The organism is Chitinophagales bacterium (assembly GCA_020636535.1).
Taxonomy (GTDB): domain Bacteria; phylum Bacteroidota; class Bacteroidia; order Chitinophagales; family JADIYW01; genus JADJSS01.
Map to the genome: position 1 here is coordinate 1,933,488 of JACJXT010000011.1, position 13,899 is coordinate 1,947,386.

Genomic DNA, 13,899 nt, shown 5'->3' on the forward strand with positions numbered 1-13,899 from the left:
TATAATTTATTCCCACTCAATTGTTGCAGGAGGTTTTGAACTAATATCATATACTACTCTATTTATTCCTTTAATTTCATTAATAATTTTGTTAGATACTGTTGCCAAGAACTCGTATGGCAAATGACACCAATCTGCTGTCATTCCATCAACAGAAGTTACAGCTCTTAAAGCTACTACATTTTCATATGTTCTTTCATCGCCCATAACGCCAACAGATTGTATTGGCAAGAAAATAGTTCCTGCTTGCCAAACTTTATCATACAAATTGTGTGCCTTTAATTGTTCTATAAATATAAAATCTGCTTTTTGCAACAAATTTATCTTATTTTCTGTGATTTCACCAAGAATTCTTATCGCTAAACCTGGACCAGGAAATGGATGTCTATTTAAAATATTTTCTGGAAGAAATAAAGCTGCACCAACTCTTCTCACTTCATCTTTAAATAATCTTTTTAATGGCTCGATGATTTTTAAGTGCATTTTTTCTGGCAAACCACCTACATTATGATGTGATTTAATAGTAGCACTTGGTCCATGAACAGAAACCGATTCGATAATATCTGGATAAATAGTGCCTTGAGCCAACCATTGTACGCCATCAATTTTCGATGCTTCTGCTTGAAATACATCTATAAATGCTTTGCCAATTGCTTTTCTTTTAGCTTCTGGTTCTGATAATCCTTTTAATGCATCATAAAAAATCTGACTAGCATCAACACCAATAATATTTAAACCTAAAGATTGATAATTTTCTAGTACCGTTTCATACTCTTGATAACGCAACAAACCATTATTTACAAATATGCAAACCAATTGATTACCAATAGCTTTATTCAACAACAATGCAGCAACACTCGAATCAACACCACCAGACAATCCTAGTACTACTTTTTCATTGCCAACCGTTTCTTTTATTTCTTGAACCGTTTCCTCAATAAAACTATTAGGTGTCCAATCTGCAACACAAGCACAAATATCTATACAAAAGTTGCGAAGTAGTTGTTTGCCTTCTTGTGTGTGCGTTACTTCTGGATGAAATTGAATTCCGTACAAAGACAAATCGTTGTGCTTAAAAGCTGCTATTGGAATATGACTTGTTTTTGCTGTAATTGTAAAATTTAAAGGTAATTCGATAATAGAATCGCCATGAGACATCCAAACTTGTGTATGATTGTTTATATTTTTAAATAATATATCATTTTCATCAACAATATCTAACATTGCTCTACCATATTCTCTTTTGTTAGATTTTTCTACTGTGCCACCAAACTGATGTGCAAGTAGCTGAGCTCCGTAGCAAATGGTTAGTATTGGAATTTGGTGTTGTTCTATAAATGTTTTTATTGGAAATGGTAATGCTTCTGCTTGTAGTACAGAAAATGGACTTCCACTTAAAATAACACCTTTTACATTTGGTGTAATCTCTACAGTTGAATTATAAGGATAAATCTCACAATAGATATTGAGTTCTCTAATTCTTCGTGCAATCAGTTGCGTATATTGAGAACCAAAGTCGTAGATGAGAATTTTAGAATGCATACGCAAAAGTACAGATTTAATTAGGAATTGTTTTTACTAAACAATGAATTTTATATTTTTATACACATGAAAATATGGCATTCTGAAAATATTAGCTTAGCAGATTTACAAGCAAGAAGTAAAAATACTATTGTAGCGTACATAGACATTGTTTATACCGAAATTGGCGACGATTATATTAAAGCAACTATGCCTGTTGACCACAGAACACAGCAACCAATGGGTTTGTTGCATGGTGGTGCTTCGGTGGTTTTAGCAGAATCGTTAGGCAGTGTAGCTGCAAACTTGTGTTTAGACAATACCAAACAATATGCTGTTGGTTTAGATATTAACTCGAACCATTTAAAGAGTGCTACAAAAGGTTTGGTAGAAGGTATTGTAAAACCAATTCATATTGGTAGTAAGACAGCAGTTTGGGAAATTAAAATCTATGACGAAAGACAAAAAATCATCAACATCAGCAGATTAACAACCATAGTTTTGGATAGGAAGTAGAAAAATTTTAACAAACTGAATATATTATGACTATACTCAAAAATAATAAAATATGTTATATAGAAAAGAAGATATTAGTAATTTTAAAGAACAGCATTTTGCTTTTTTAATTGTAGAAGAAAATGACCATGTTTTAAGTATTACGCTAAACAGACCTGAAAAAAGAAATGCCTTTCATATGCCTTTAGCTAATGAATTGGCTTATGCTTTAGCTTATGCTCATTACAATAATGCTATTTGGTCGGTTATTATTAAAGCCAATGGCCCAACTTTTTGTGCTGGTGCAGATTTAAAAGCTTTTGCTGGTGATGCTATTGTCGAAAACAATTCTACTATTCCAATGCCAAAAGAAATGGTAAAATTAGGCGATGAATTTAATGGACTACATAAACCTTGTATTGCTCAAGTGCATGCTGATGTTTATGCTGGTGGTTTTTTAATGATTTGTGGTTGTACTCATGTTGTAGCAGCCAATACTGCAAAATTTGGTTTACCTGAAGTAAAACGAGGCATTTGGCCAATGCAAGTAATGGCAAGTCTAGCTCCATTAATGAGTGCTAGAGATTTACTAGATCTTTGTATGTGTGCAAAAACAATTGATGCAAACGAAGCAAAAAGATTAGGCATTGTTTCTATAGTTGTTGAAGCAAATGATTTAGAACAAACAGTTCAACACTTAGTCGATGAAATAAGGGAGCAATCGCCAACTGCAATACGATTAGGGTTACAAGCTTTTCAGGAAATGCAAAATTTAAAGCACGAAGCACAACACCCATATTTGCATAGTATGTTAATGAAAGTTTTGAGTAGTAAAGATGCTAAAGAAGGTTTATTAGCATTTAAAGAAAAACGAGCACCAAATTGGACTGGTGAATAGTGTTAAATAAAAAAGGTGCATTTTTCAATGCACCTTTCAAACAAATTAAGCTTAGCATAGTTTTTATACTAATCTATATATTTCCATTATATTGGAAAGTATTTTATCAAAGTTGATGTTTAAGTCTATTAATTTTCCTGTATGTATATCAAAAACCCAACCATGTACTTTTAAACCTCTTTCGTTATAAGCTTTTTGTACTTGTGCTGTTTTTATTACATTAATACACTGCTCTTCTACATTCAACTCTACTAGTCGTTTGTATCTAGCTTCTTCATCTACTATAGCATTCAATTCATCTTTGTGAATTCTATATACATCTCTAATATTTCTCAACCACGGATTTAAAATTCCTAAGTCGTTAGATTGCATTGCTGCTTTAACACCTCCACAAAAATAATGACCACATACTACAATATGATTTACTTTTAAATGTGCTACTGCATATTCTATCACCGACATTACATTCAAATCGGTATTAGGTACCATATTGGCAATATTTCTATGTACAAAAACTTCACCAGGTTGTACACCCATTAAGTCTTCTGCTGTAACTCTACTATCTGCACAACCAATATATAATATTTCTGGTTGCTGTCCTTTAGATAAGTCGCTAAAATAATTTGGTTCTACTGCTAATTTTTTAGCTATCCAAATTTCATTATTTTCAAATATTCTTTCTAATTTCATATTTTTTATTTTTATTTAATTATTTATTTTTAATTCTTCAGAATTTGTTGTATTATTTCTGAAGTTGGATTTTCAAATGTACCTTTTTCTGATACCAATTTAAATTTAATATTTTTATTTTCTGCTTGAATAATAAAGTTCTCTATTATTTCTATAATATCGAAATCTAAGTAAACTGTATTTCTTACATCTAAATCTAAGCTCGTATTTTCTGGTAAGCTAAACAACTCATTCTGAATAGCTGCTTTATTTAAAAATGTAATTTCTTCTGCTAGTTTCATAGTAACATGATGACCTGTATTATCATCACTTTCTGCTTTATGTAAAAAGTGCGAGTTTTGATAACTTTTAATAGCAATTACTACTAATCCTACAGCAAGTCCTAGACCAACACCAATGAGTAAATCGGTAAATACAATAGCTACAACCGTTACTATAAATGGTATAAATTGTTTCCAACCTAATTGATACATTTGTTTAAATAGTGCTGGTTTTGCTAGTTTATATCCTACAATTAATAAAACTGCTGCTAGTACAGATAATGGTATTTTATTTAATAATGTTGGAATTAATATTACAGAAAGTAATAATAAAAAACCATGTATAATAGCTGATAATTTTGTTTTTCCGCCAGATTGAATATTGGCAGAACTACGAACAATTACTTGTGTAATAGGTAAACCACCAATTAAACCAGAAATGACATTACCAGAACCTTGTGCTATTAGCTCACGGTTGGTTGGTGTGATATTTCTTTCTGGATCTAATTTATCTGTTGCTTCTACACATAATAGTGTTTCTATACTTGCTACAATAGCAATTGTAAAAGCAGTTACCCAAATTTTATAATTGGTAATGACTGCAAAATTAGGCATACTAAACTGACCAAAGAAATCGGATACACTATTTGGAATTGGCACACTTACTAAATGAGACGCACCAATAGCCAAAGTTTCGTTTCCTAGTGTAGCTAAGTAAAATACTATACCTAATACTACTACAACTAATGGTCCTTGTATAAGTTTAAAGATTTTTCCTTTTTTAGATAAAACAGTATCCCAAAAAATTAAGATAAGTAAACTAATAATACCAATTAATGTTGCACCAGGATGTACATGCTCTAGCGTATCAAATAACTCTGCAATCGTATTTCTACCATCATGTTCTATAAATTCTAAGTCCCAAGCAGATTCTTCATCGTAACCAAAAAAGTTAGGTATTTGTTTCATTATAATAATAATACCAATACCAGTAAGCATTCCTTTAATTACAGATGATGGAAAATAATAGCCGATAATACCTGCTCTTAAAATACCTAATATAATTTGAAAAACACCAGCAATAACTACTGCGAGTAAAAAGTTTTGATAACCACCTAAATCAGGAATGGCTGCAAAAACAATAGCTGCTAAACCTGCAGCTGGACCACTAACACCTAAATTAGAACCACTAATGGCTCCTACGACTACTCCACCAATTATACCTGCTATAATACCAGCGAACAATGGTGCACCACTGGCCAAAGCAATTCCTAAACATAATGGAAGTGCTACAAAAAATACGACGATACTTGCAGGAAAGTCTTGTTTAATATTTGAAAAAAGTTTCATTTAAATTTTTATTTGATTAAGATTTGATTCAATTAGAATCATTATTTAGTCTCCTTGTCATTCCGTCATTTTGGAAAAATAAAAACAAGCGGAATTTTTGTAGCAAACTACTAGACTTCTACTTTCGCAGAAAGACGATAATGTACTACAAATTATGCTAAATATTCTGGTGGTTCACCTATAAATAAAATGTAATTTTGGTTTTCAATGGCATCATCAGTTAAATGTGCCATACTTATTTTTTTATCGATAATTGAAGATAATACTGCTTTGTGTTGTTTGATATACTTAATTACAAAGTCTTTTACTTCTACTTTATGTGCATCTTCTTCTAAATCATTCAAATTATTAACATAGCTCGACAACTTACAATCTTTTATAAAATTGGATACATAGTTTTGGCATATCAACATTGACATGCTAACTATCATTAAAAAGATTACGGTATGTTTATATTTAGCTATAGGCATATATCTTACAATACGGTAACAAAAATAAGTAAAAAAAAGTTCCAGCTCTAGAAAATTAATTACGAAATCGTTACGGTTTCTACCACTTCGTCTTTTTCTATTCTTAAGTTATCAATGATAAATTCTTGTCGATCTTGTGTGTTTTTTCCCATATAGTATGCTAAAAGTTGATCGATGCTCTGTTTTTCTTTCAATATTACTGGTTCTAATTTAATGTCTTCATTAATGAAATTCTCAAACTCAGATGGTGAAATTTCTCCAAGCCCTTTAAATCTTGTAATTTCTGGTTTGCCTTTTAGTTCATTGATTGCTTCTTGTTTTTCTTTCTCAGAATAACAATAAATAGTTTTTTGCTTATTTCGAACTCTAAATAAAGGTGTTTCTAATATATAGAGATGTCCTTTTTTAACTAAATCAGGAAAAAATTGAAGGAAAAAAGTCATCAATAGTAAACGAATGTGCATACCATCAACATCTGCATCTGTAGCAATAACTACATGATTGTATCTTAGGTTATCTATGTCTTCTTCAATATTTAAAGCATGTTGTAGTAAATTAAATTCTTCGTTTTGATAAACTATTTTTTTAGATAAACCAAAACAGTTTAATGGTTTACCTCTTAAAGAAAAGACAGCTTGTGTTTCTGGACTTCTTGCCTTGGTAATAGAACCAGAAGCAGAATCACCTTCTGTGATGAATAACATAGTATCTAAATAGTTTTCTTTCTTTTCATCGGTGAAGTGTATTCTACAATCTCTTAATTTTTTATTGTGTAAGTTGGCAGATTTAGCTCTTTCATTAGCTAATTTTCTAATACCACTTAAATCTTTTCGTTCTCTTTCAGACTGTTGAATTCGCTTCAACATCTTTTCAGCAATATCTGGATTTCGATGTAAGTAATTATCTAATTGTGATTTTACAAAATCGTTTACAAACGATTTAAGACTTGGTCCTTCTGGAAACATAACTTGCGAACCTAATTTTGTTTTAGTCTGCGACTCAAAAACTGGTTCTTGTACTCTAATACTAATACTTCCTACAATAGCTTGACGAATATCTGCTGCTTCGAAGTTCTTTTTATAAAACTCTCTAATGGTTTTAACTATGGCTTCTTTAAAAGCTTGTAAATGCGTACCACCTTGTGTAGTGTATTGTCCATTTACAAACGAATAATACTCTTCACCATATTGATTAGCATGCGACAATGCAATTTCAATATCCTCTCCTTTTAAATGAATTATTGGATATTTTAAATCATCTTCATTAGTTTTTTTCTCTAATAAGTCTTTCAATCCATTTTGAGAAGCAAACTTTTTACTATTAAAATTTATAGTTAATCCTGCATTTAAATATGCATAGTTCCACAATTGTTCTTCTACAAAATCACTAACAAAATGAAATTTTTTAAAAATACTGTCATCTGCTTCAAATACAAACGAAGTCCCATCTTTTTCATCTGTTTTTGCAATTTTATGGTCATTAATTAAATTGCCTTGTTTAAATTCAGCTACTTTTTGTTGCCCATCTCTTACAGAGCTTACTTTAAAATAAGTAGATAATGCATTAACAGCTTTAGTACCAACACCATTTAATCCAACCGATTTTTGAAATGCTTTGGAATCGTATTTTCCTCCAGTATTAATTTTAGACACACAATCTATAACTGCACCTAAAGGAATTCCACGACCAAAATCTCTAACTGTAACGATTTTATCTTTAATAACAATATCAATTCGTTTACCAAAACCCATTACAAATTCATCTATAGAATTGTCTATTATTTCTTTCAGCAATACATAAATTCCATCATCAGGAGCAGAACCATCTCCTAATTTACCAATATACATACCAGGTCTTAAACGAATATGTTCTTTCCAATCTAATGAACGAATATTGTCTTCGGTATAATTCACTTGTTCAGTCGCCATGTTTCAAAAATAGATTTAATATGTTATTCAGTAAACACAAATTATCAACAAAAGTGTTTATTCTCTTTCTATTAAAAATAGTTAATATCAAACACCTAAGACAAATTTTATTTAATATTGAAGAAAATTAATTCACTATGAAAAACATATTATTAGTACTAACAATTTTATTTGTTGGTCTGTTTGCAAATGCAGAAGATTTTAATGCAACTATTCAAATGAAAAATGGAGATATTGTATCAGGAACTACTACATTTACTACATTTAATCTCAAGACTAAATACGGTACACTACAAATTCCTGCAAAAAATGTATACGAAATTACACTAGGTACTTTTACAGATTATAGTCAAGCATCTACTATAAACACACAACTAAAACAATTACAAATGGCTTCAGAAAATGAAGCAAAATCTATCTATAATCAATTATTATCTAAAGGCACTCCAATACTTGGAATTGTGAAAGATTTCACAAATTCAAATGATTATGCTTTTACAGAAAGCTTTACCTATACAGTAGATGATTTGTTAGAAGAATTATATAAAAAGGCAAATATGAATTATATGTCTAGTACTAATGACTTAATCTCTTTTGATGACAATAATACAATTGAAGGCACAATAGATATTAATACGATTCTTTTAAATACAGACTATGGAAAATTGACCATAGATAGAAGTAAGATTAGTAGTATTGATATCTCTTATATTGATAAGGCATTAGGTGAAAATACCTATAAATTATTTGCAAATAAAAATATTACAGGAAACTATGATGATGATAATGCTTGGGTTAAAACTGGTGTAACTGTTAAAACTGGTGATCAAATTATAATTTCTGCTACTGGAAAGGCTAAATTAGAAAGTTTATCGGGTGGCTTTTATGGACCTAATGGTTATGTTGGTGGTGAAGAAGATGAAGCGTACAACGAAGAAGATGACATTCCTTATGGTTCTTTAGTTTTTAAAATTGGCGAAGAAGGTGATGAAATTAAAGCAGGAAGCAATTATAAAGGGACAGCAGATAAAAGTGGCACGATTTTTATATCTATTTACGAAACAGTATTTGACAAAACAAATAGTGGTGGTTATACTGTGAAAGTTATTAAAAAATAATGCTATATTTAAACTTAACTAAAACAAACTACTAAATCATGAGAATTTTAATTTTATTATTTGGATTATTATTAACAACATTTACTAATGCAGAAACAATTTCTAAGTGTTTTAAAGATAAAAATAATAGCGATTTAAAACTTAAAATTACACTTGAAGGTGATGATTGGAATACTGCTTATGTAGAGTATAAATCTGGTAATGGAAAACTTAAACTCACTAAAAAGAGTTCTGAACCTGCTGCTTTTATTGCAGGTAGACCTACAGGTTTTAAATATGTTTGGAATGAATATGATAAAGGCATTTTAAATGGAACTTATTATTTTACATTAAAAACGAATCAAGATATTGAAGATTTTTCGTATGTACGAAAAAAAGACAATAAAACATTTTATTTTGTAGCAGACGATTGTGGTTGGAGTCAAGGTGATACAGATGTTGATGAAGATGATGATTATTCTTGGTTAGCAGATGCATTCTCTGATGAGGATGATGAGGATATTGAAAGTGATGTTGAAACTTATGACTTGTCTGATGTTATTACTAGTCCAAAACAAGATATAAAATTTGTAATACAAGGTAGTGGAGGAAGCAATGGTGTTGCAGTTACCTATCATCCAGATTATAAATTATATTATACAGCTTTTGCAGGAAATGCATCGTTTCCGTTAGAAGTATTTACAGAATCTGGTTATAGAAAACAAGCAACTACTACAAGTGCAGATTTAAGAGGTTTGTGGTACAACTACGATTTAGATTTAATGGAAGGCAATGAATATAGTACATACAATTTATTGTCTTTTACAATTGGTGACAATGGTTATTTTGATGGCGATCCATATACAGAATTAGAAGACTTAGACATCGTAGGAAGTCATACTGTATTAACTTATAATGCATACGATTATTTATATGCTGCCTATAATAGCGAAGATGGTGTTATTGACGAATTTGACATGGAAGATGGTTCTTTTTATTCTTCTAGCGATGAATTAGATTTTCCAACATCTAGTGCAAATATCAACACAACTTCTGTAATATATACCTTTATTGAAGACGCACCATATGGTTTATTAGATTATGTAAATAAAAAAGTATTTTTATTTGACTACGATGGTACTTATATGAAAACAATCAACTTACCAAGCAACGCACCAACAAGTAGTATATTCTGTTTCAGCTTTGCCAATAAGCATGTCTTTTTGTTTGATAAAGACGAAAGAATTTGGTATGGTTATAAGATAATTAAGTAATTAGCTAATTGTTTAATTTAATAATTAGCTAATTTACAGAAAAAAACAATATTAAATGATAATATGAAATATGTTATATTTTTATACTTTATTTTTTTATTGAATAGTATTCATGCAGAAAACAATTTATCTAGTACAACTACTGCATATAGTATAAATGATGTTATTTCGAATCCAACTAAAGATATAGAATTAGCATTTTCGCCAGATAATTTTACAGGTTCATATGCACAAGGTATTGCTTATAATCCAACCTTTCAATATTACTACGCTTATAGAAACATAGGCAGTAAAGGAAATAATTTTGAAGTATTTGATATTAATGGAAAGAGCGTACAATCAACCATATTTTCACAACAAGTAGATAATATTTGGTATAATAATTTTTTAAATAAAATTGAAGCTTATTACAGAAATGATAATGATGAGTTATTTATTGTTTCTTACAAGTTTGACAATAAAGGACTATTAATAAATGAAACACCTAAATTAGAACTCAGTAATATTTTAATAGCAGAACCAACAAGTACACTTGGCTATAATGCAATAGATAATATATATTACTACGCAAGCGTTAATAAAAATCCAGTTAAATTAGAAGAATTAAATGCCATTGATGCTACAGATTTTGGACACGCCAACTTACCATTACCATTATCTGTAAATACTAGCGATTTAAATCAGCCAACACTATTATATACAAACATTAAAAATGCAGAATATGCTTTATATAATAATAAAACATATAGTTTATACTTGTATGATTATGAAGGAAATTTACAAAAAACGATAACACTACCAAGTAGTGCTTCAACTTCTTCTTCAAAGTATAAAAATATTTGCATCGTTAATAAGCACTTTTTTGTGTTTGATGGTATTAAATGCAAATGGTATGGTTATAAAATTGTAAACTAGTAAATTATTATACAGATAATTTAATAAATATGTTTTAATAATAATAATATGAAAAAAGGATTGCTATTAGTAATTATACTATTCACTTATTCGTGTATAAATCTTTTGTTTTCTTTAGATGAAAACCCAAATAGAGTTAGACAAAATCAAAAAGAATATAATCCATTACTTGGTTCTCCATATGAAAAAATGTTTGCATACCGACAAGAAGAAATAAATAAAAAAACGGAAATAATAAATTTACCACAATTTGGACTTAGCTTTAATTTTATAAGCAATCCAACAATAGATACAGTTAAAGAAAATAATATATATCGTTTATCTTATTATAAAGAAATATTTGGAAAAGAAGGACTTATAGGTAGATATAATGTTGATGTTTTGCCTAATGCAATTCAACCAAACGATTCATTAGTATTTGATGAAATTATTAATAGCATAAAACAAGACAAAAACTTACCTCCAATAATAGAAATACTAAATAAACAACAAATAGTATATAATGGATTTTATAATTTATTTATAGTAAAATCAAAATATACTAATTCTGCTAAAAATTTAACTGTATTTCGGTGGGATTTTCTTTATAGAACTTGGCAAGGTGTAACTAGATTTAGCTTTATTCAAAATTCAACAGAAACCTATTTATATGAATCTCGTATAAATTTAATTGCAATGGATAATTTTAAATGGTATGATTATAATGTTGTCGATAATAATTTAAAGATAGAATTTACATCACCTAGAGGCGTTTTTCAATACTCAAGTGTACCTACTACAAATAGTATTGCTTTTCGATCATTTTTACCAAATTACAATTCAACAATAGACATATTTAAACTTAATACACAAACTACAACATTAAATGAGGTAGCCAATGAGCACTTTTCAAAAATTTTAGCTACCAATAAAACAATTACATTAAACGATTATTTACCTAAAGGAACTAAAAATAATTATATTTCTAAAAAATATTTGACTATTATAAATAATAATAATTACATAGTATATGAGTATGTTTTTAAAGTTAATAATGATTACTTTACAGCTACTGTAAAAAATAATTTAGATGATGTAGATGGTAGAGGTTCTCCTTTATTTTTAAAAGAAGTAGAAAAAATATTAGATTCTATTAAGCCAATAAACAACAATCAAACAGATAAAAAACCTAGTAATAATAACAATGAAGATGATATTTATGACTATTTTGGTTATTAAAAACCAACAACATTAAAGAATAATTAATCTAAATACTGCTTAGTCATTTCGGTAGATAAATTCCAAAAATCTTTTGCCAATTGTTCGTCTTGTGCAATTTTAGATACTGGTTTGGGTTGTTTTAAATCCCAATACTTTCCACTTAAATTATTGACACCATTATCATCAGCTAAATAAACGCTAGTCCACGCTCCTTCTGCTGTCGGAATTCCAAAAATACTATTGTAAGTATTCCAAGCAAAATGAACTAAACCACTACTAGTTTTAGCACCAATATCAGATTTCACATGTCCTGGTTGTACTGCATATGAACTAAAATTTCTATCAGCATAAATTTTGGCTAATTCAATAGTAAATAACACATTGGCTAGTTTAGAGCGTTCATAAGCTTTCATAATAAAATAATTCTTTTCAAAATGCAAATCATTAAAATCCATTGTTCCTTTAAAGTGAGAGTCAGAAGCAACAGTAATTACTTTTCCCCAATTGCTTTTTAAAATTGTTGGCATTAAATGGTGTGTTAAAACAAAAGGTGCTAAATGATTGCTAACCAATGTCATTTCATAACCATCAGCACTTAGTATTCGTTTATCATATACAGCACCAGCATTATTTATTAAAACATCTATATGTTCTGTATTACTAGCTATTTGCTTAGCTGTTTTTTGTACCGAAGCTAAATCTGTAAAATCTGCTATGTAATAATTAAAATTTCCATCTCTATTTCTAGATTGCAACTCATCAACAACTGCTTTGCATTTAAATTCATTTCTAGCAATAATACTTATATCATGACCTTTGTCTGCCAATTGTAGTGCAGTTTCTTTACCAATTCCAGAAGTAGCACCTGTTACAAAAATTTGTTTTTTACTCATTACAAACTAAAAATATAAAATAAAGGAGAAATATTGTTTAAATTTGCTAATAAATTATCATCATGAAACTATTTATTAATACAATTGTAATTAGTACTTGTTTTATATTATTGAATGCTTGTACATTTAACGACAAAAAACCTACTGAAGAAGAAATGAAAAAGTGTTTAATGCAAGAATTAGATAATAAAGCTAAAGTATTAAATTTTGAAACTCAAGATGGTTTAAATTCTACACCAGATGGTGTTAAAACCTACGATGCTATTTTTAATGCAGAAATTAAATTTATATCAGCATATAAAGATAAATTTAAACCTGGTGATTATTATAAAATTATAAATGGAAGTGTTAAATATATAAAGACAGAAAAAGGTTGGAAAGCAAAATCGTATGATTGGGACAATATGACATTAGAAAATTTAAATGACAAAACCAATAATAATAATGTTGTTGATAATGATTACGATGTTTATAATGACGAAATAACTGAAGCTACAAATGCTGTAGAAGAAGCTGCAACAGCAGTAGATGCACCATCTTACACTGCAACTATTGAAGCATTTTTAAATGCAGAAAGTACTAGAAACTTTAGCAAGTTCGAGAATTACTTTAGTCCAATTGTAGCAAGATATTGGAATGTAAAAAATATAGACCATGCAGAACTTAGAAAACAATACACCGATTCGTGGTCTAAAACAAACTATGGTATTAATGCATTAGAGTACATTAAATATATAAGCAGTAATACTTATGATGCATATATCACCTATGAGTATCAGTTAAAAAGTAATGGTACAATTAAAACAGTAGAAAGTATTATTCGTTTTGTTTTTGATGACAATGGCAAAATCAAAGAAGTATATGGAATTGAAAGTTGATTACTTATATATAGTTTATAAATACATTAT

13 protein-coding genes are annotated in these 13,899 nt (G+C 29.1%); 7 read left to right on the forward strand and 6 right to left on the reverse strand.

Annotated elements, in window-relative coordinates; genetic code table 11:
• Positions 1-6: 6 nt before the first annotated feature.
• On the reverse strand, positions 7-1,542 hold the full coding sequence (gene guaA, locus H6553_08920; protein ID MCB9033945.1) for a glutamine-hydrolyzing GMP synthase: 1,536 nt from the start codon (positions 1,540-1,542) through the stop codon (positions 7-9).
• 66 nt (positions 1,543-1,608) lie between these two features.
• Between guaA and H6553_08925 the strand changes: the two genes are divergently transcribed.
• Together H6553_08925 and H6553_08930 are read left to right on the forward strand one after the other, a co-directional pair.
• Positions 1,609-2,037 carry a hotdog fold thioesterase gene (locus H6553_08925; protein MCB9033946.1) on the forward strand — a complete coding sequence of 143 codons (429 nt, stop codon included), beginning with the start codon at positions 1,609-1,611 and terminating at the stop codon, positions 2,035-2,037.
• A gap of 52 nt (positions 2,038-2,089) precedes the next feature.
• Positions 2,090-2,914 (forward strand): enoyl-CoA hydratase/isomerase family protein, encoded by an 825-nt coding sequence (locus tag H6553_08930; protein ID MCB9033947.1) that lies wholly within the window; start codon positions 2,090-2,092, stop codon positions 2,912-2,914.
• A gap of 63 nt (positions 2,915-2,977) precedes the next feature.
• Here the strand turns inward: H6553_08930 and H6553_08935 are convergent, their stop codons facing one another.
• The 4 genes from H6553_08935 to H6553_08950 form a co-directional block, all read right to left on the reverse strand.
• Positions 2,978-3,604 (reverse strand): carbonic anhydrase, encoded by a 627-nt coding sequence (locus H6553_08935; GenBank protein ID MCB9033948.1) that lies wholly within the window; start codon positions 3,602-3,604, stop codon positions 2,978-2,980.
• A gap of 29 nt (positions 3,605-3,633) precedes the next feature.
• On the reverse strand, positions 3,634-5,214 hold the full coding sequence (locus tag H6553_08940) for a SulP family inorganic anion transporter (GenBank protein MCB9033949.1): 1,581 nt from the start codon (positions 5,212-5,214) through the stop codon (positions 3,634-3,636).
• 152 nt (positions 5,215-5,366) lie between these two features.
• A complete protein-coding gene (locus tag H6553_08945; protein MCB9033950.1) occupies positions 5,367-5,633 on the reverse strand; it encodes a hypothetical protein in 267 nt (88 codons plus the stop codon).
• 110 nt (positions 5,634-5,743) lie between these two features.
• The gene (locus H6553_08950; protein MCB9033951.1) at positions 5,744-7,612 is read right to left on the reverse strand and encodes a type IIA DNA topoisomerase subunit B; all 1,869 of its coding nucleotides are present in this window, start codon (positions 7,610-7,612) and stop codon (positions 5,744-5,746) included.
• 137 nt (positions 7,613-7,749) lie between these two features.
• On the opposite strand from H6553_08950, the gene H6553_08955 reads away from it, so the two are divergent.
• The 4 genes from H6553_08955 to H6553_08970 all read left to right on the forward strand — a co-directional run bounded on the left by H6553_08955 (position 7,750) and on the right by H6553_08970 (position 12,116).
• Complete coding sequence (locus H6553_08955) at positions 7,750-8,730, forward strand: hypothetical protein (GenBank protein ID MCB9033952.1); 981 nt, start codon at positions 7,750-7,752, stop codon at positions 8,728-8,730.
• Between the two features lie 38 nt (positions 8,731-8,768).
• A complete protein-coding gene (locus H6553_08960; GenBank protein ID MCB9033953.1) occupies positions 8,769-9,983 on the forward strand; it encodes a hypothetical protein in 1,215 nt (404 codons plus the stop codon).
• A 63-nt stretch (positions 9,984-10,046) separates the two neighbouring features.
• Positions 10,047-10,898, forward strand: coding sequence for a hypothetical protein (locus H6553_08965; protein MCB9033954.1), 852 nt, complete (start codon positions 10,047-10,049; stop codon positions 10,896-10,898).
• A gap of 48 nt (positions 10,899-10,946) precedes the next feature.
• Positions 10,947-12,116 carry a hypothetical protein gene (locus tag H6553_08970; protein ID MCB9033955.1) on the forward strand — a complete coding sequence of 390 codons (1,170 nt, stop codon included), beginning with the start codon at positions 10,947-10,949 and terminating at the stop codon, positions 12,114-12,116.
• Positions 12,117-12,139: 23 nt separating this feature from the next.
• Here H6553_08970 and H6553_08975 read toward each other — a convergent pair whose 3' ends face one another.
• On the reverse strand, positions 12,140-12,991 hold the full coding sequence (locus H6553_08975) for an SDR family NAD(P)-dependent oxidoreductase (protein MCB9033956.1): 852 nt from the start codon (positions 12,989-12,991) through the stop codon (positions 12,140-12,142).
• A 62-nt stretch (positions 12,992-13,053) separates the two neighbouring features.
• Here H6553_08975 and H6553_08980 point away from each other — a divergent pair, with 62 nt between their 5' ends.
• Positions 13,054-13,869, forward strand: coding sequence for a hypothetical protein (locus H6553_08980; GenBank protein ID MCB9033957.1), 816 nt, complete (start codon positions 13,054-13,056; stop codon positions 13,867-13,869).
• Positions 13,870-13,899 lie beyond the last annotated feature (30 nt).

Coding starts and splice junctions, on each gene's coding strand:
- guaA (MCB9033945.1), bottom strand. CDS start 1,542: ATGCATTCTAAAATTCTCATCTACGACTTTGGTTCTCAATATACGCAA.
- H6553_08925 (MCB9033946.1), top strand. CDS start 1,609: ATGAAAATATGGCATTCTGAAAATATTAGCTTAGCAGATTTACAAGCA.
- H6553_08930 (MCB9033947.1), top strand. CDS start 2,090: ATGTTATATAGAAAAGAAGATATTAGTAATTTTAAAGAACAGCATTTT.
- H6553_08935 (MCB9033948.1), bottom strand. CDS start 3,604: ATGAAATTAGAAAGAATATTTGAAAATAATGAAATTTGGATAGCTAAA.
- H6553_08940 (MCB9033949.1), bottom strand. CDS start 5,214: ATGAAACTTTTTTCAAATATTAAACAAGACTTTCCTGCAAGTATCGTC.
- H6553_08945 (MCB9033950.1), bottom strand. CDS start 5,633: ATGTCAATGTTGATATGCCAAAACTATGTATCCAATTTTATAAAAGAT.
- H6553_08950 (MCB9033951.1), bottom strand. CDS start 7,612: ATGGCGACTGAACAAGTGAATTATACCGAAGACAATATTCGTTCATTA.
- H6553_08955 (MCB9033952.1), top strand. CDS start 7,750: ATGAAAAACATATTATTAGTACTAACAATTTTATTTGTTGGTCTGTTT.
- H6553_08960 (MCB9033953.1), top strand. CDS start 8,769: ATGAGAATTTTAATTTTATTATTTGGATTATTATTAACAACATTTACT.
- H6553_08965 (MCB9033954.1), top strand. CDS start 10,047: ATGAAATATGTTATATTTTTATACTTTATTTTTTTATTGAATAGTATT.
- H6553_08970 (MCB9033955.1), top strand. CDS start 10,947: ATGAAAAAAGGATTGCTATTAGTAATTATACTATTCACTTATTCGTGT.
- H6553_08975 (MCB9033956.1), bottom strand. CDS start 12,991: ATGAGTAAAAAACAAATTTTTGTAACAGGTGCTACTTCTGGAATTGGT.
- H6553_08980 (MCB9033957.1), top strand. CDS start 13,054: ATGAAACTATTTATTAATACAATTGTAATTAGTACTTGTTTTATATTA.